The sequence below is a fragment of the Prosthecobacter sp. GW821-HT29F12 genome (assembly GCF_058803405.1).
In genome coordinates this window covers 6,374,002-6,391,779 of record NZ_CM179517.1, presented here as the reverse complement: position 1 = coordinate 6,391,779, position 17,778 = coordinate 6,374,002, and the positions used below count along the sequence as shown (strand labels likewise).

Annotated in this window: 15 protein-coding genes; 8 read left to right on the top strand and 7 right to left on the bottom strand. The window is 59.9% G+C overall.

Features of this window, described 5'->3' with window-relative positions; genetic code table 11:
- The 3 genes from tdh to AC3RLQ_RS26385 all read right to left on the bottom strand — a co-directional run bounded on the left by tdh (nt 1) and on the right by AC3RLQ_RS26385 (nt 4,998).
- Nucleotides 1-1,029 carry an L-threonine 3-dehydrogenase gene (tdh, locus tag AC3RLQ_RS26395; protein ID WP_493031664.1) on the bottom strand — a complete coding sequence of 343 codons (1,029 nt, stop codon included), beginning with the start codon at nt 1,027-1,029 and terminating at the stop codon, nt 1-3.
- Between the two features lie 64 nt (nt 1,030-1,093).
- Nucleotides 1,094-2,518, bottom strand: a complete 1,425-nt coding sequence (locus AC3RLQ_RS26390) for a DUF1501 domain-containing protein (RefSeq protein WP_493031663.1) — start codon at nt 2,516-2,518, stop codon at nt 1,094-1,096.
- Complete coding sequence (locus tag AC3RLQ_RS26385; protein WP_493031662.1) at nt 2,515-4,998, bottom strand: PSD1 and planctomycete cytochrome C domain-containing protein; 2,484 nt, start codon at nt 4,996-4,998, stop codon at nt 2,515-2,517. The genes AC3RLQ_RS26390 and AC3RLQ_RS26385 overlap by 4 nt, the downstream gene beginning before the upstream one ends.
- A gap of 145 nt (nt 4,999-5,143) precedes the next feature.
- Between AC3RLQ_RS26385 and AC3RLQ_RS26380 the strand changes: the two genes are divergently transcribed.
- The 3 genes from AC3RLQ_RS26380 to AC3RLQ_RS26370 are packed head-to-tail and all read left to right on the top strand — an operon-like array spanning nt 5,144 to nt 7,505.
- Complete coding sequence (locus AC3RLQ_RS26380; protein ID WP_493031661.1) at nt 5,144-6,097, top strand: hypothetical protein; 954 nt, start codon at nt 5,144-5,146, stop codon at nt 6,095-6,097.
- 5 nt (nt 6,098-6,102) lie between these two features.
- Nucleotides 6,103-6,516, top strand: a complete 414-nt coding sequence (locus AC3RLQ_RS26375) for a hypothetical protein (protein WP_493031660.1) — start codon at nt 6,103-6,105, stop codon at nt 6,514-6,516.
- A complete protein-coding gene (locus AC3RLQ_RS26370; RefSeq protein WP_493031659.1) occupies nt 6,513-7,505 on the top strand; it encodes a GDSL-type esterase/lipase family protein in 993 nt (330 codons plus the stop codon). The genes AC3RLQ_RS26375 and AC3RLQ_RS26370 overlap by 4 nt, the downstream gene beginning before the upstream one ends.
- Before the next feature lie 54 nt (nt 7,506-7,559).
- Here AC3RLQ_RS26370 and AC3RLQ_RS26365 read toward each other — a convergent pair whose 3' ends face one another.
- Complete coding sequence (locus AC3RLQ_RS26365; RefSeq protein ID WP_493031658.1) at nt 7,560-8,411, bottom strand: sugar phosphate isomerase/epimerase family protein; 852 nt, start codon at nt 8,409-8,411, stop codon at nt 7,560-7,562.
- 40 nt (nt 8,412-8,451) lie between these two features.
- On the opposite strand from AC3RLQ_RS26365, the gene AC3RLQ_RS26360 reads away from it, so the two are divergent.
- A complete protein-coding gene (locus tag AC3RLQ_RS26360; protein WP_493031657.1) occupies nt 8,452-9,480 on the top strand; it encodes a DUF6807 domain-containing protein in 1,029 nt (342 codons plus the stop codon).
- A 2-nt stretch (nt 9,481-9,482) separates the two neighbouring features.
- The gene (locus AC3RLQ_RS26355; protein ID WP_493031656.1) at nt 9,483-9,929 is read left to right on the top strand and encodes a SufE family protein; all 447 of its coding nucleotides are present in this window, start codon (nt 9,483-9,485) and stop codon (nt 9,927-9,929) included.
- On the opposite strand, the gene AC3RLQ_RS26350 is transcribed toward AC3RLQ_RS26355, so the two are convergent.
- On the bottom strand, nt 9,926-10,186 hold the full coding sequence (locus tag AC3RLQ_RS26350; RefSeq protein ID WP_294395960.1) for a hypothetical protein: 261 nt from the start codon (nt 10,184-10,186) through the stop codon (nt 9,926-9,928). The two genes, AC3RLQ_RS26355 and AC3RLQ_RS26350, sit on opposite strands and share 4 nt — an antisense overlap.
- Nucleotides 10,187-10,322: 136 nt before the next feature.
- Between AC3RLQ_RS26350 and rpsT the strand changes: the two genes are divergently transcribed.
- Both rpsT and AC3RLQ_RS26340 read left to right on the top strand, forming a co-directional pair.
- Nucleotides 10,323-10,589 (top strand): 30S ribosomal protein S20, encoded by a 267-nt coding sequence (gene rpsT, locus AC3RLQ_RS26345; RefSeq protein WP_422314598.1) that lies wholly within the window; start codon nt 10,323-10,325, stop codon nt 10,587-10,589.
- A 96-nt stretch (nt 10,590-10,685) separates the two neighbouring features.
- Nucleotides 10,686-11,606: an aldo/keto reductase gene (locus AC3RLQ_RS26340; protein ID WP_493031655.1), complete on the top strand. Its 921-nt coding sequence runs from the start codon at nt 10,686-10,688 to the stop codon at nt 11,604-11,606.
- Nucleotides 11,607-11,622: 16 nt separating this feature from the next.
- On the opposite strand, the gene AC3RLQ_RS26335 is transcribed toward AC3RLQ_RS26340, so the two are convergent.
- Nucleotides 11,623-12,111 carry a hypothetical protein gene (locus tag AC3RLQ_RS26335; RefSeq protein WP_493031654.1) on the bottom strand — a complete coding sequence of 163 codons (489 nt, stop codon included), beginning with the start codon at nt 12,109-12,111 and terminating at the stop codon, nt 11,623-11,625.
- A gap of 1 nt (nt 12,112) precedes the next feature.
- Nucleotides 12,113-12,973 (bottom strand): MBL fold metallo-hydrolase, encoded by an 861-nt coding sequence (locus tag AC3RLQ_RS26330; protein ID WP_493031653.1) that lies wholly within the window; start codon nt 12,971-12,973, stop codon nt 12,113-12,115.
- 172 nt (nt 12,974-13,145) lie between these two features.
- Between AC3RLQ_RS26330 and gltB the strand changes: the two genes are divergently transcribed.
- On the top strand, nt 13,146-17,732 hold the full coding sequence (gene gltB, locus AC3RLQ_RS26325) for a glutamate synthase large subunit (RefSeq protein WP_493031652.1): 4,587 nt from the start codon (nt 13,146-13,148) through the stop codon (nt 17,730-17,732).
- Nucleotides 17,733-17,778 lie beyond the last annotated feature (46 nt).

Genomic DNA, 17,778 nt, shown 5'->3' with positions numbered 1-17,778 from the left:
TTACGCAGACCAATCCAGCACCACCTTGCCGCAGTTGCCAGACTCCATGGCCGCAAACCCTTTTTCGAATTCAGTGTAGTGGAAGCGGTGCGTGATGACCGGCTTGATGTTGAGACCGCTTTCAAGCATCACGCTCATCTGATACCACGTCTCGTACATTTCGCGGCCATAGATGCCGTGGATCGTGAGCATGTTAAAGATCACCTTGTTCCAGTCGATGGCGATCTGCTCGCTGGGAATGCCCAGCATGGCGATCTTGCCGCCATGGCACATGTTGTCGATCATGCTGCGGAAGGCGGCGGCGTTGCCGCTCATTTCGAGACCAACGTCGAAGCCCTCCTTCATGCCCAGCTGCTTCTGGACATCCTCGATCTTCTCAGTCGAGACATTCACCGCACGCGTCGCACCCATCTCCCGCGCCAGATTGAGGCGATACTCGTTCACATCCGTGATGACGACGTGGCGTGCGCCGGCATGCTTCACAACGGGGATTGCCATGATTCCAATGGGACCAGCCCCCGTGATGAGCACATCCTCGCCGAGGCATTCAAACGCCAGCGCCGTGTGCACGGCATTGCCAAAGGGGTCGAAGATGCTCGCGACCTCTTCATCCACACCCTCGCGATGATGCCAGACGTTGGTCATCGGCACGCTGATGTATTCGGCAAAGGCCCCGGTGCGGTTCACACCGATGCCAACGGTGTCTTTGCAAAGATGACGCCGGCCCGCAAGGCAGTTTCGACAGCGGCCGCACACCACATGCCCCTCGGCACTGACAATCTCACCGGGATGGAAATCATTCACGTTCGAACCGACCGCGACAACCTCCCCCACAAACTCATGCCCCACCACCATAGGCACCGGGATCGTCTTCTGCGCCCAGGCATCCCACTTGTAAATGTGCAGGTCCGTGCCGCAGATGCCAGTTTTGCGGAGCTTGATGAGGACATCATTGATGCCGACTTGCGGCTCCGGGACATCCTGGAGCCAGAGACCGCGTTCAGACCGTGCCTTGACGAGTGCTTTCATGGTGGTTGGTTATGACGATATATTGGACACTCGTCCATTAAATCGGCAACTGATATTTTTTACCTCACGCCAGGATCTGCGGAATCACCTTCCCGAAATCCCGCTCCAGTCGCTTGCGGCCGGGGATTTCCAGGCGATGCGGATCCAGCCCAAGCAGATGCAGGATGGTGGCATGCACATCCGTCACGTAGTGCGGGTGCTCCACCGGATGAAAACCGAGTTCATCGGTGCCGCCGTGGATCGTGCCGCCCTTGATGCCTCCCCCAGCCATCCACACACTAAAGCCATACGGATGATGATCACGGCCATCGCTCCCTTGGGAGCCCGGCGTGCGGCCAAACTCGGTGGCAAAGACGACGAGCGTGTCATCCAGCATCCCACGCTGTTTGAGATCCTTCAGCAGGCCGGAGATAGGCTTGTCCACCTGCTGTGCGAGGCTGGAGTGGTTCTTCTTCAGCCCGGAATGCGAGTCCCACGCACCCGCCGCCCCATCGCCATGCTGCAGCTGGATGAAACGCACCCCACGCTCCGCGAGACGACGCGCCACGATGAGCTGCCGGGCAAACGGCTCCGCCACCTTGTCATCCATGCCATAGAGTTTTTTCGTCTCCTCGCTCTCCGCTTCGAGGTTCATCGTCTCCGGCACAGCAGTCTGCATGTTGTAGGCCAGCTGGTAGCTCTTCATGCGCGCAGCCAGCGTCTTGTCTCCAGGATACTGCTCCGCATTCAATCCATTGAGACGGTGGATGAGATCAAACTGGGCCTCCTGCTGCTGCCTGCCAATCTGAAACTCTGGCGCGGCATAGGTGAGCGGATTCTTCGGATCCACCTTCAGGTTCACCGCGTCATAGGCGGGGCCAAGATAGTGGCCGTCCCGCACATCAAAAAAACGCGGCCCCATGTTGATGAAGGACGGCAGATTATCCGTCATCGAGCCGAGGCCATAGGTCACCCAGGCGCCGAGCGTCGGCACCCGTGGCTCCAGCATGTGCCTTCCGCTGTGGAACTGCACCTGCGCCCCATGGTTGTCATCCGTGGTCCACATGCTGCGAATAAAAGCGATTTCGTCCGCGCAGGAGCCGATGTTCGGAAACCAGTCGCTGATCTCCACCCCGCACTGCCCGTAGCGTTTGTAGCCGGTTTGCAGGGGGTAAATGACGTTGCGCTGCTGACCGTTCGCATCGTTCACCACCACCACGCGCACCTTCTTGAGCTTCTCGGGATTCTGCACGTCCTTGTAAGGCGTCTCGCCAATGGACTTGCCCGCATACTTCGTGAGCATGGGCTTCGGGTCAAAGCTCTCCATGTGGCTCACCCCGCCACGCATGAAGAGCCAGATCACCCGCTTGGCCCGCTGAGGAATCATCGGCAGACCATCGGGCGGCAGCCATGCTTCCTCCCCCCGAAGCATAGACGCCATGGCAATGCTGCCGAGTCCGCCGAGGATATCGCGGCGCAAGAAAGGCGTGGGTGGAAGGCGTGGTGTCATCGCAGGGTGACGAAGTCGTTGTGGTTGATGAGAGCCTGAAGAAACAGACTGCGGTCCTCGTTCAAGGCATGGAAGCCTTCGAGGCTGGCCTGTCGCTCGGCCTCCAGCGGCAGACGGCCCAGGATGGCTAGGAACGCCTGATCAATAAATGTGGGCGCATCGATCTTGGTCATCGAAGCAGCCAGCGCATTCGCACACTCACGGCTGAGCCCGCTGTTAGTCAGCGCCAGCGCCTGCTGCGGCACCACGCTTTCATTTCGGCGGTAACACTCCAACACGTTGCTGTTGTCAAAGACGGCCAGGAAGCGGTGCTCCACATCGGCGTTCTGAATGAAATACAATGAACGCCGCGGACTGGTCTCGGCCTTGGCAGGATCCAGGCTCGGACCGCCCAGAGTAAGATCCAGCCGGCCGGAAAGGTGCAGCAGGCTGTCGCGCACGAGCTGGCTTTCCATGCGGCGCGAATTCATGCGCCACAGAAAGTGATTGTCAGGATCTGCCGCGAGAGTCTGGGGATCAGCGCCCGCATTGGAGGAGCTGCGCCGGTACAATTCCGACAGCACCAGGGTGCGATGCAGCCACTTCATGCTCCAGCCGTTCTCCATGAAGCCCGTCGTCAGACTGTCGAGCACATCCTGATGCAGCGGCACAGTGGCGCGACGGCCAAAGTCACCCACATCCACGACCAACGGTACGCCAAAATGCCGCGCCCACACGTGATTCACCAGCACCCGCGCCGTGAGCGGATTACGCTTGTCGGCGATCCATCGCGCCAGCGCCAGCCTCCTGCCCGTGCTGGTCTCGGGATAAGTTTGCACCTTGGCATTGCCATTCTCTCCGGGGCCTTCCTGCGCTTTGAAACTCGCAGTCAGCGAAGTGTATGTGTCGCCCGGCGCGGACACCTTCCTTCTGGCTTTCTCCAGCGCCTCCCGCGCTGTCTTGATCTTCTTGTCTGCATCCTTGGCCTTGGGCGCGGCCTCTGCTTTCGCAAGCTCCTCCTCCGCCTTGGCTTCGCCATAACGCGCCTCGGCCAGCGCCGCCGCTTGCGCGATGGCCTTGTCCCCCTGGGCAAGATCAGCAGCATACACCGCCTGAATCATGGCGAGGCGAAGACCCGCCAGCTTCACCGCGCCGGCATCCCCGGCCTTCTGCGCCTGCGCAAGCAGCTGGTCCGCTGCCGCGAGATGATCCTTCAGCACAAACGGCAGCAGCACCGGTCTGGAAGAGGAAGGTGGCAGCTTCACAGCCTTGGCCTCATATGAGGCAAACTCCAGCACACGCGGCACACCGGGCGGCATAGGCCGAGACTTGTCCTCATTCTTTTCGTCGCCGCGCACATGGCGGTAGGTCAGCTGATCAAGATGCAGGTCAAACACACGTGGCAGCCCGTTCTTCTCGAAATCAGATTCGCCTTCCCAAGGATCGAGGCGCACATGCAGCGGCTCGAAAATGGCACGCATGCGGTAGTAGTCCGTCTGCTCGATGGGATCATACTTGTGGTCGTGACACTTCACACACTGCATTGTCAGTCCTAGGAATGCTCGGCAGGTATGCTCAATGGTCTCATCCAGCCAGGTGGTGCGGTTGAAAAGGTAGTAGCTGCGGGCCAGGAAGCCGGTGGCACGCAAATTGTCGCGGTCCTCCGGCGCGAGCTCATCAGCAGCCAGCATCTGCACAATCATCTGGTCGTAGCCCTTGTCGGCATTGAGTGATTCCACGATCCAGTCGCGCCAGTGCCAGAGGTGCTTCTGGCTGTGTCGAAGTTGCGCGCCCAGTCCATACCAGTCACAGTAGCGCCAGATGTCCATGAAGTGGCGCGCCCAGCGCTCGCCGTATTGAGGTGTGCTCAGGAGTTGATCCACCAGCCGCAATCGCGCAGGAGCCGAAGTGTCCTTCAAAAAGGCATGGATCTGCACAGGCGTGGGCGGCAGCCCGATGAGATCCAGATAAACGCGGCGCAGCCATAGCTCCGGCGCGGCCTCCGGCTGCGGCTTCAAGCCTTTCGCTGCAAGGCGCGCGGCCAGCAGCGCATCCAAGGAACGACCGGAGGATTTGGGCGGCTGGTAGGCCCAGTGCGCACGCGGATCATCCTCAGGCTTTTCTTGCGCAGGAGCCGGAGCCCCGGCAGCCACCCAGGCCTGCAGTTTGGCCACCTGCTCCGCTGTGAACATGGACCCCTCGCCCTCCGGTGGCATTCGGTCATCCTTGTCAGCCGTCGTCACGCGCTCCAGCAGCAGTCCAGGATCACCGGATAAAATATTGCCATTGTCACCGCCCTTGTGCATGGCGGCGGCGGTGTCCAGCCTCAGACCTGCCTTCTGCTTCAAAGCCCCATGGCAGGCGTAGCAGCGCTCCTTCAGCAGAGGCTTGATCTCCTTTTCATAATCCACCGCCAGCGCCGCAGTTGGCAGAAGTGCCAATACGCCGCAGCTCAAAGCACGGGCAAGGACACGACAATAGACGGCAAGGTGAAAAGACATGGGCACAGGCAACTACGTCACTGAAGCCGCGACTCTTTTGCACTTCCCACGCACTACGACCGACGGGTTCGCAGCCGGACCTTATTTTTGATGTCCAAAAACATCCTTCCCAAGCCTCGATGAGCCTGCCATCCTCCTCCATTCCATGCGCTCCCTGATCCGAATTCTTCCCGTCCTCTTCCTCCCCCTGACATCAGCCTTTGCCGGCGACGCCACCATCATCGAAAAGACACCCGGCCTTGTCGGCTTCTGGACCTTTGGAGAGGAAGCAGGTCAGAAACGTGTCTCACAAGGCACACTGGAAAAACACCCGCTCAGCGAGGTGAACGGCCCCATCAAGCGTGTGGCAGGCGGACCGTTCTCTGGTTACTCGGCGGATCTGAACGGCCATCAGTATTTTGAAATCAAGCATGCCGAGACGGGTGACCTGAACATCTCAGGCAAGGAGGCACAGGTGACACTTTTCGCCGTCGTGCGCATCGTCGATCTCAAAAAGAGCCGCACCATCGCCGGCATGTGGAGCGAGGGCAAAGGTGCGAACGATGACACCGGCACACGTCAGTACGCGCTGCTCATGAACATGCCCACCTACGGTGGCCCGCGCAATCTCGTGCCCCATATCAGCAGCGAAGGCGGCGTGACCATGCGAGCCGGCGGCACCAAATTTCCTTGGTGCGCCGATTACGCAGCCACCAAGCTCGAAGTTCCCGAAGAGCAGTGGTGCACGCTGGCCTTCACCTACGACTCAAAATACATCCGCGCCTACATCAACGGCGTGCTCGACCTGCGCACGCTGGATGCCGTGAAAGACAAACGCAACGATCCCTACTTCATCAAGGAAGGCCCTGACGGCAAAGATCGCGGCATGAACCCCTACTACCATGGCCGCGGCATCTTCAAATACGATCCCGCTTTGCATGCACAAACCAAGATCGCCCCGTCCGACTTCACCGTCGGCGCACGCATGGCCGTCGGCTCGATGACCGGAGAGGCCACGATCGGCAAATTCGGCGGCCTCGCAGTGTTCAACCGCGCCCTGAGCGATGCCGAGATGCAGAAGCTGCATCAAGCCGCAGACGTCGGATCCATTCAGCCCTGAGCGCGATGACCTGGCTCTTCTCAATCCACCTCGCGGTCACATGGATGCTGGTCGGCCTGATCTGGGTTGTGCAGATCCTCGTCTATCCCCAGTTCCGGCGAGTGGCCCCGGCGGAGTTTCGAGATTATCACTTCGCCCACTGCTTCCGCATCGGCCTCATCGTCGCGCCCCTGCTATTCATGGAGGCCGCCACCGCCGCATGGCTTCTTTATGAAGGGCACCAAGCGCAGCCGTTCATCATCAGCACGGGCCTTATCCCCATCATCTGGCTCACCACGGCAGTGTTTCAGGCCCCCATTCACACCCGGCTCGGACGTGGTTTCGATGCCCCTCTCATCCGCCGCCTCATCCTCACCAACTGGATTCGCACGCTCGCATGGACAGCGCGCGGCATTCTTGTTAGCCTCACACTTCTATGAGCAAACACCTGCTTCTCTCCCTGCTTGTTTTCAGCACCCAGCTCTGCGCTCAGACTGCGCTGCAACTCGCGCCACCCACCACAAAGCGCAGTCCAAGCGGCATCGTGACCCTCGAGACCACGACCCCTGACACCACGATCCTTTACACACTCGACGGCGCGGATCCCATCGCGAAATCCAATCCCTACCTGATCCCCATCGATCTGGCGTCCGGTGGCCATTTGAAAGCACGGGCCTTCAGCCGGGACCGCAAGACTATGAGCGAAGCGGTGCAGGCCACCTTTGAACCGATTTCCGGACACAAACCACTGCCGAGCACCGTCGTGCCCGTGACGCAGGACCGCAGCTGGCCGCAGTATGACTGGCTAAAACGACATGAACTGACCAGCGAGGCAGTGGCACACGCGAAGCCGCAGATCCTCTTTATCGGCGACTCCATCACGCATTTTTTCGGCGGCGAGCAGTTCGACAGCTACGCGCTACGCGGTCAGCAGACCTGGGGCGAATTTTATGCCCCGCGCAATGCAGGCAACCTCGGCTTTGGGTGGGATAAGACGGAGAACGTACTGTGGCGGCTGAGGTATGGGGCGATTGACGGCATCGCCCCAAAGCTCGTCGTCATGATGATTGGCACAAACAACACGGGCACCTGCTCCGCGCCCGACATCGCCGCAGGCATCGAGGCCATCGTGCTGGAGTTAAATAAGCGCCTGCCGCAGTCCAAGATCCTCCTGCTCGGCATCTTCCCTCGCGGCGAAAAGCCCAACCCTCAGCGCGAGAAGATCTCCGAAATCAACGGCATCATCGCCAAGCTCAACGGCACCCACAACGTCACCTTTCTCGACATCGGCCCGAAGTTCCTCACGCCTGAAGGTTTGATCACAAAAGACATCATGCCCGACTTCCTCCACCCCAACGAAAAAGGCTACCGCATCTGGGCCGAAGCCATTGAGCCCACGGTCAAGCAGCTGATGGGCGAGACCAAATAAGCACAAAAAAAGCAGGGGACCTCAGTCCCCTGCTTCTCAGAAAGATCGTCCACCTCACTTCGCAGGCTTCCAATTGCGCACGAAGTCCAGGCACTGGGTGATTTCCGGAACACTGGTCTCCCAGTGGTACTCGTATTCGCAGTGCAGGGGGCCGGGAAAGCCCTGCGCGGTGTATTCAGCGAGAATGGCCGGGATGTCGCTCTTGCCGGTGCCAAAGGGAAGGTCATGGGCTTTGACATCGCCAAACTCATTGAGGTCCTTCATGTGGCTGTCAAAGATGCGGCCTTTGAGAATCTTGATGCAATCCACAGGATTCAAACCACTGCGCACCCAGTGGCCCACATCAGCACAGGCTCCCATGCGGGGATCGCGGTCTTTGACGAGGCCGAGCACGTAGTTCGGGTCCCAGAACATGTAGGCGCGGTCCAGCGGGCGCTTGGGATGGTTGTGGATGGCCATCTTGATGTCGAACTCCTTCACAAGCGCTTCGATCTTGTCGAGCGCTGTCACATCGGGCTCCGTGACGATCACGCCAATGCCCAGCTTTTTGCAGAATTCGAAAATCTTGCGGTTCGCGGCGTCATCCTGGCCGAGCTTGACCACACCGTAGCCAACAGCTGTGAGCCCCTTGGCTTCCAGATGCTTCATGACCTCGTCGATCATTTCCGGCGTGGCATTGTGGTCCCACTTCGCATCCGGCTTGGCGGTGGAAAATTTCTGCCCGGGGTAGAATTCGATGGTCTTGCCACCGCACTGCGCGGTTTTGTCGATGGCTTCAAACACATTGTACATGCGGAAGCTGTAGGCCTGACAGCCAGCGAAAAACTGGCCGACTTTGGCGGCTTCGGGAATCGTGGCCGCAAAGGATGCGGTAGCGAGGAGGAGTGAAAGAAGGATGTGCTTCATGGATGGGTGGAAGCGGGGATTCTGGCGAGTTATCTGCGAAATGGAAGAACTGAGAATGGAAAAGGGCACCGTGGAGCAGCGTTGTGGAGAGATGCTGAAACACTCCATCCTGTTTTTAATTTCTGCGTCAGCAGCCCTGGCGCAGCTGCCCACTGCCAAACCCATCCCACGGGTGCAGGCCGTTCCTATGCCGCACCACATCACCTCATTCCAACTCGACGGACGGGAACTGACCGCCATGCATTTTGATCCGCAGGACATGCGCCCGTTCTGGCACCCCATCCGGGCTTCCAAGGATGTCAGCCTCTCACGCATGGGCCATCCGCATGATCCACTCACGCATTCCCACCACAACAGCGTGTGGGTGACGCACAACATGGTAAACGACCTCGATTTCTGGGGCGACTACGCCAAGAAGCAGGGCCGCATCGTCAACGTGGAGGTCTCGCGTGAAGGCTATGAAGACACCGACGAGTTTGCCTCCATGCGCATGGTGAACCACTGGATCAGCGAAGCAGACAAATCGCTTCAGCTTACCGAGGTGCGCCGCACGGAGATCCGCCCCATCGACGGCGCCAAAAGCTGGTTCATGATCATCGACCTGGAATTTTCACCCCCGAAGGGCAAGACCACCACCTTTGGCGCCACCGGCTTCGGACTGGTGGCGGTGCGAATGGCGAAGAGCATCGGCGTGCATGACGGCGGTGGCCGCATTTTGAACTCCGAAGGGCAGCTCAATGAGGAGGCCGTCTTCCGCAAACCCGCGCGCTGGTGCGACTACAGCGGGCGCATCACCAACGACGCGGACGGTTTCGGCGGTATCACCTTGATGAATCATCCCATGAACCCGCACAACCCCACCGCCTTCCACGTGCGCAATGACGGCTGGATGGGCTGCTGCCTGAGCCTGGACACCCCAGTGGAGGTCACAGAGGAAAAAAAACTGCGCGTACGCTACGCCCTGTGGGTGCATGACGGCGTGGCCTCGCAGGCCGAAAGCGAGGCGCAGTGGCAGAAATTCATCGCCATGCCTGTGGTGGATTTGGCGCTCAAACCGGCCAAGAAGTGAGCATGTCCGAATACCCCGCCGCCTTGGGCGAACTGATCACCTTTTTTGAATCGCTGCCCGAGGGCGAGCGACGGGAAAATTTGATCGACCTCGCGGCGGCCGCAGCCACCCACGCGCCCAAGGAGGGCGAAAAGTTCGATCTGGAGGACGTGCGGCATGATGCGGAATGCACCGACACCGTCGGGGTGCACGCCCGCCTTGAGCACGGCGACCACGTTCATTTTGCCATCAGCCTGGGGCCCAAAGTGCAGACCCTGACCAAAGCGATGGCCACCATCATGTGCCGGGGGCTGAATGGATCCACGCTCACCGAGGTCCTGGCGGTGCCGCAGGATTTTGTGCCTCGCATCATCGGCGCGGACCTGGTTCGGCTGCGCAGCCAGACGGTGTATTACGTACTGGGCCGCATGAAACAGGTGGCCCAGGCGCTGCAAAAAGCTCTGAATTAGCCCAGCCTCGTGGTCTGTCCCGTGCGCAGTTCCTCGGGAATCTGACCCACAAACCGGGGCTGGAGGTCGATGGCATCAAAGATCTGGTGAATTTCCATCTGGCTGATGTCCCCGGGCTTGTCGATCTCGAAATAAACCAGGTCATGGCGGGCATCCACCTTGTAGCGGACCTTGGGAAAGTGGTCCATTTGGTTGCGGAGCTGCATCACATTGGACTCAGAACGGAGGCCGGGCGCGTAGATTTCGACTTCGATCATGGGTGGTATGCAGCGGTTCTACCGGAATTGCCCTCCGGAGCCAAGTAAAACCTGCCAGTTGTGCACAGACAGGATTCCAGTTTGACAGGCGGGGGGTGTCGTCCTATTCTCGTCGCCCCTTTCCCCCGCTCCTTTTATGGCCAACATCCGCTCCGCAGAAAAAGACATCCGCAAAACGACGGTCCGCACCGCTCACAACCAGACGGTGAAGAGCCGCATCCGCACCCTGCGCAAGAAGGTGGTCGCCGCCATTGAGAAGAAGGATGCCGCCGCCGCTGCCGCCAGCCTCAGCGAATTCGCTTCCGCCGCTGACAAGGCCGCCAAGACCAACGTTCTCAAGAAGAACACCTCTTCCCGTCTGAAGAGCCGCCTCGCTGTCAAGGTCAGCGCCCTGACGAAGTAAGCGATCCGTTTCAAAACCTGTTTCCAAACGGCATCTCGCAAGAGATGCCGTTTTTTGTTTGTCCTGCGAGGCAAGGCCAGCAAAGATCGCCCACCCATGATCACCCGCCACAAAATCGCCCCCAACGGTCCTGAGTTCTCACGCCTCGTTTACGGCACCTGGCGCATCCTCGATGAGGAGGACAAGGCCAACTGTACCCCGCAGGCGCTGCTCAGCCGCTTCAAGGCCTGTGCAGACATGGGCATCACCACGCTCGATACCGCCGAAATCTATGGCGTTTACAAGGTCGAGGAAGCCATCGGCGGCGCGCTCAAGCTCGACCCCGCCTTCCGCAGCAAGATCGAGATCGTCACCAAATGCGGCATCTACATCCCCTGCGAGTTTCATCCCGACCGAAAAGTCGCCCACTACAACGTCACCGCCGCCCGCATCATCAAAAGCGCGGAAAAATCGCTGCGTTTCATGGGCATTGATGAAATCGACCTGCTGCTCGTGCATCGCCCCGACTGGCTGACCAGCGCCGACGAAACCGCCGAGGGCCTGAACAAACTGCTCAAGGATGGAAAAATCCGCAGCGCCGGCGTCTCAAACTACAATGTGCATCAGTTTGAGCTGCTGAACTCGCGCATGGACCAGCCGCTGGTAACGAACCAGGTCGAGTTCAGCCTCCTGCACATGGACCCGATCTATGACGGCACGGCCGACCAATGCCAGCGCCACCGCATCCTGCCCATGGCCTGGTCACCGCTGGCCAAAGGCGCCCTGATGGAAAAAGAAGATCCAGCCGCGGTCCGCCTCCATGCCAAAGCCGCCGAGCTTTCCGCCAAATACAACGGCGCCACGCTCGATCAAATCGCCTACGCCTGGATCATGGCCCATCCTTCCTGCCCGCTGCCGATCATCGGCACGAACAAGCTGGAACGCATACAGGCTGTGGTGAAAGCGGCGGACATCAAGCTGGAGCGCGAAGACTGGTACGGCCTCTGGGAGGCTGCCAAAGGTCACGGCGTGCCGTGAGGCCCGCTCAGCGCGGTCATTCTTGCACTTGCGGGATCACGAGCTGGTTGTGGTGAATCTGGTTCACCTGCCAGTTCCATGGCCAGCGGCCCGGATTGCTCCAGTGGAAAGCCCACGGCTCGGTGAACTGGTTCACATACCCCACGATCATGTGGCTGTATCCCACGCCATTGCCTTCGAGGCGGATCATCGTGGTCACCATCCCCTGCCCTTTCGTCGCTTTGAGGGTGGCTTGCTCCGTCTTCAAGATCAGCGTGAAGAAGCCGCTCAGATATTTGCGCCCGTCCAGAATCGCCGTGTCACGGTTGTGGCCAAAGGCATCCGTGTAGTTCGGCGCCATCAGCCTCTCCAGTTTCTTCCAGTCACGATTTTCAACCGCCTCGATCAAATTCGCCTGCGCGGCACGCACCTGCTCCTCCGGGGAACGCCCGAAAACCCACCATGCCAGCCAGAGCCCCTCGATAAGCAACAGAACCAGCAGGACGCGAAGGATGATTTTTTTCATGTCAAAAAAGGACCAGCTGCCCGGTGGAATCCGATGAAGCCGCCACACAGAAGCTCACACTGCTGCTCCGACGACGCACGACTTCGATGGTCGGCGTGGGCTTGTGGCGTTCGGCACACACCACCCGGGCATCAGGGGCTCCGGCAGAGTCCAGGGCCTGCCTGATGTATCGGGAGGCCGTGGCGGGATCATTGCAGTCGTCGCTCAAATGCCCCAGCACCACGTGACTCAGCCCCGGATGAGCGATTTCACGGACGAGCTCCGCGGCCTGATCGTTGGAAAGATGGCCATGGCGCGAGCTGATGCGCTGCTTCGTGGACCAAGGACGCTTGGTGTCATTTTCCAGCAGCTGGGTGTCGTAATTGGCCTCAATGAAGAGGCTGTCGGAATTCCTGAGGCGGTCTTTGATCAGATTCGTCACGAATCCCACGTCACTGAGCACCCCCAGACGGGATTCCTCATCCGAAATCACAAACCCGACCGGGTCCACCGCATCATGCGGCACCGGAAAAGACTCGATCCGCAGGTCCTGAAACTCAAAAGCCGCCCCCGTCGTCATCAGCCGCCAGATGGGCGGTTTGCGAAATCCGAGGCTCCCAGCCAGAGTTTCTTGCGTCAGAGCAGTGCAAAACAGGGGAACCTGGCGTTTCCGGCTCAAAACCTCAATCCCCCCCGTGTGATCCTGATGCTCATGCGTCAGCAGGATGCCGTCCAGCATGTCGAGGGAAAAGCCGCAGGCGTCCAGCCGCAGGCATATTTGCTTGGCGCTCAATCCGGCATCGAGGAGCAGCGTGGTGCGTTCCGTCGAAATAACAGCGCAGTTCCCCGAACTGCCGCTGCCTAGAATTGTTAATCTCACCATGCGCTGTTTTTAGCGGCTGGCCTCGTCAGATGCAAGGCGGATGAGCCTCGCATGGCAGCGCCGCGCCCCGGATTGCTTCGGAGATTTAAAATAGGTGCCATCTTGGCCGATAGAATGCTGGTTGATTTACTCCCTTGCATGGCCTAAATGCCGACCCCCTTTTGACGCAAAAATGAGAAACCACGGACTCCCCCCGAAACAAGGCCTATATGATCCGCAATTCGAGCACGACGCCTGCGGCGTCGGGTTCATTTGTCAGATGAAGGGAAAACGTTCTCACTCCATCGTTCAACAGGGTCTCACCATTCTGATCAACCTGGACCATCGTGGAGCGGTGGGCAGTGAAAAGAACACTGGAGACGGTGCCGGCATCCTGATGCAGGTGCCTGACAAATTCCTGCGCAAGGTGGCTGCCAAGGAGGGTTTCACCCTTCCTGCCGAAGGACAATACGGCGTCGCCATGGCCTACTGCTCACCTGATGCAGCTGAGCGCGCCGCAGCGGCACGTGCCTTTGAGAAAGTGGCCGAGGAAGAAGGTCAGAAAGTGCTCGGCTGGCGCGATGTGCCGGTGGACAATTCCATGATCGGCCTCTCCGCGAAGGCCAGCGAGCCGTTCATGCGCATGGCCTTCGTGCAGCGCGGTGAAAACTGCCCCGATCAGCAGACCTTTGAGCGCAAGCTCTACATCATCCGCAAGCGCGCGGTGACCGCGATCCGCACCGCAGAGGCTGACAGCTTCTGGTACTGCTCCAGCCTGTCCTCCCGCACTCTGGTGTACAAAGGCATGCTTATGCCCGAGCAGGTCGGCAAGTATTTCCTCGACCTGCAGGATCCAGACATGGAATCCGCCTTGGCGCTGGTGCACTCCCGTTTCTCTACCAACACCTTTCCAAGCTGGGAGCGCTCGCATCCCTATCGCTACATCGCCCACAACGGCGAAATCAACACGCTGCGTGGCAACATCAGCTGGATGAAGGCACGTCAGTCCCTGCTGGCCAGCCCGCTGTTCCCGGACGTCAAAAAGCTCTTCCCCATCGTCAACGAAAGCGGCTCCGACTCCGCCATGTTCGACAACGTGCTCGAACTCCTCGTCATGGGCGGTCGCTCGTTGCCTCATGCCATGATGATGATGATTCCTGAGCCTTGGAGCGGCCATGAGTCCATGGATGACCAGCGCAAGGCCTTCTACGAATATCATTCCTGCTTGATGGAACCTTGGGACGGCCCGGCTTCCGTGGCATTCACGGATGGCACCATGATGGGCGCCACCCTGGACCGCAACGGCCTGCGTCCTTCCCGCTACTACGTCACCAAGGACGACCTCGTCATCATGGCTTCCGAAGCCGGTGTCCTGCCTATCGCTCCTGAAAACGTGAAGCTCAAAGGCCGTCTGCAGCCTGGCAAGATGTTCATCGTGAACATGGAAGAAGGCCGCATCGTCCCCGATGATGAGATCAAGGCGAAGATTGCCGCTGAGAAGCCCTACCGCGAGTGGCTGGACAAGCACCTCGTGCATCTGGCTGACATCAAGGACGGTGAGCCAGTGGCTCCGCCTGACCACGAAACCATGCTGCAGCGCCAGCAGGCTTTCGGTTACACCTTTGAAGACCTGCGCAAGCTCATGGTTCCCATGGGCAGAGAGGGCGTGGAAGCCATCGGCTCCATGGGCACCGACATCCCTCTGGCCGTGCTCTCGAACAAATCGAAGCTGCTCTACGATTACTTCAAACAGCTCTTCGCCCAGGTCACCAACCCGCCGATCGACTGTATCCGCGAGGAAATCGTCACTTCGCCGATCACCACCATCGGTGCGGAAGGCAATCTGCTCGATCCGACGCCTGAGAGCTGCCACTTGATCGAGCTCAAGACGCCGATCCTCAGCAATGAAGATCTGGCCAAGCTCAAGAGCGTGGCCCAGGGCCAGTTCAAAGCCGCCACCATCAACATCCTCTTTGATCCGAAAGAGGGCGCTGTCGGTCTGGAGAAGGCCATGGCCAAGATCTGCGCCAAAGCAGACGAACTGATCACTCAAGGGTGGAACATCCTCATCCTTTCCGACCGTGGCGTCTGCGCTGACAAGGCAGCCATTCCGGCCCTGCTCGCCGTCGGCGGCCTGCATCACCACCTCATCCGCAAAGGCACCCGCACCCAGTGCGATCTCGTGCTGGAATCCGGCGAACCCCGCGAAGTGCACCACTTCTGCACGCTCATCGGTTACGGCTGCGGTGCCATCAATCCTTACCTCGCCTTCGAAACGCTCGATGACATGATCCGTCAGGGTCTCCTCGTCAAAGTGGACCACAAGACGGCGGTGTACAATTTCATCAAGGCCGCCACCAAGGGCGTCATCAAGGTCGCCTCGAAGATCGGCATCTCCACGATGCAGAGCTATCGCGGCGCGCAGATCTTTGAAGCCGTCGGCCTCAGCCAGAGTGTGGTCGACAAATACTTCACCTGGACCGCCACCCGCATTGAAGGCAGCGACATCAAGGTCATCGCCGAAGAAGCCATCCAGCGCCATCTGCGCGGCTTCCCAGAACGCGATTCCCAGGTCCACGCCCTCGACGTCGGCGGTGATTACCAGTGGCGCAAGGAAGGCGAGGCCCATCTCTTCAATCCGCTCACCATCCACACCCTGCAGAAGGCGGTGCGCACCGGCAGCTACGAAACCTTCCAGCAGTACACCGCCCTGGTGAACACGCAGGTGAAGCAGTTCTACACCCTGCGCGGCCTGCTGGACTTCAAGCCACGCAAGGCGGTGCCGATTGAGGAAGTCGAATCCATCGAGTCCATCATGAAGCGCTTCAAGACGGGCGCGATGAGCTACGGCTCCATCTCCAAAGAAGCGCACGAATCTCTCGCCATCGCCATGAACCGCATCGGCGGCAAGTCGAACACCGGTGAAGGCGGTGAAGATGAGGAACGCTACACTTGGACCAATGAGAAGGGTGACTCGAAGAACAGCGCCATCAAGCAGGTCGCTTCCGGTCGTTTCGGCGTCACCAGCCTCTACCTGTCCCAGGCACGCGAAATCCAGATCAAGATGGCCCAAGGCGCCAAGCCCGGTGAAGGCGGCCAGCTTCCTGGCTCGAAGGTCTATCCTTGGATCGCCAAGGTGCGTGGCTCCACGCCGGGTGTCGGCCTTATCTCGCCACCTCCGCATCACGACATCTACTCCATCGAAGACCTTGCCCAGCTAATCCATGACCTGAAGAACGCGAACCGCGCAGCCCGCGTCAGCGTCAAGCTCGTCTCCGAAGTCGGCGTCGGCACCATCGCCGCCGGCGTGGCCAAGGCTCACTCCGACGTCGTTCTCATCTCCGGTTTCGACGGCGGCACCGGCGCCTCCCCGCAGACCTCCGTGAAACACGCCGGCCTGCCATGGGAACTCGGCCTCGCCGAAACCCATCAGACCCTCGTCCTCAACAATCTGCGCAGCCGCATCGTCGTCGAAGCGGACGGCCAGATGAAAACCGGTCGTGACGTCATCATCGCCGCACTGCTCGGCGCTGAGGAGTTCGGCTTCGCCACCGCTCCGCTCGTCACCCTGGGCTGCATCATGATGCGCGTCTGCCATCTGAACACCTGCCCTGTCGGTGTCGCCACCCAGGATCCGCAACTGCGCGCCAAGTTCAGCGGCGATCCCGAGCATGCCGCCAACTTCATGCGCTTCATCGCCATGGAAGTGCGCGAGCTCATGGCCAAGCTTGGTTTCCGCACGCTGCAGGAAATGGTGGGCCGCACAGAAGTGCTCGAGGCCCGCGACGCGATCGATCACTGGAAAGCTCGCGGCATCGACCTCTCCAACCTGCTTTATCAGCCGGACGTCGGCCCCGAAGTCGGACGCTTCTGCACCGAAGTGCAGGATCACGGCATCGACCGCTCGCTCGACATCACCACACTTCTGGACCTGTGCAAACCGGCCATCGAGAAGGGTGAAAAAGTCACCGCCACCGTCGCCATCCGCAACGTCAACCGCACCGTCGGCACGATCCTCGGCAACGAGATCACCAAGCGCCACTGGCATGGTCTGCCGGACGACACCGTCCACATCAAGTTCAACGGCACTGCCGGTCAGAGCTTCGGTGCCTTTGTTCCCAAGGGTGTCACCCTCGAGCTCGAAGGCGACGGCAACGACTACATCGGCAAGGGCCTCAGCGGCGGCCGCATCATCATCTATCCGCCGGAAGGTTCCGACTTTGCCGCCGAAGACAACATCATCGCCGGCAACACCGCGCTCTATGGCGCGACGAGCGGCGAGCTCTTCCTGCGTGGCAGGGCCGGTGAACGCTTCGCAGTGCGCAACTCGGGTGTCGATACTGTCGTCGAAGGCGTGGGTGACCACGGCTGCGAATACATGACCGGCGGCCGCGTGGTCGTGCTCGGCACCACCGGACGCAACTTCGCCGCAGGCATGAGCGGCGGCGAGGCCTACGTTCTCGATGAAGAGGGCGATTTCGCCACCCGCTGCAACACGCAGATGGCCGGCCTCGAAAAACTCGAGGACAAGGAGGAAATCGACAGCCTCTACGAACTCATCAAAAAGCACGCCGACCTCACCAAGAGCCAGAAAGCCTTCAAGGTTCTCGCCCTCTGGGAGCAGATGGTGCCCAAGTTTGTCAAAGTGATGCCCAAGGATTACAAACGGGTGCTCCAGGCCATCAAGAAGGCCAAGGACGACGGCCTCACCGGCGACGACGCCCTCAACGCCGCCTTTGAAGCCAACGCCCGCGACGTCGCCCGTATCGGCGGCAGCTAGCATCGACATCACGCGTCACAAACCAACAGACATCACCTTTTCACAG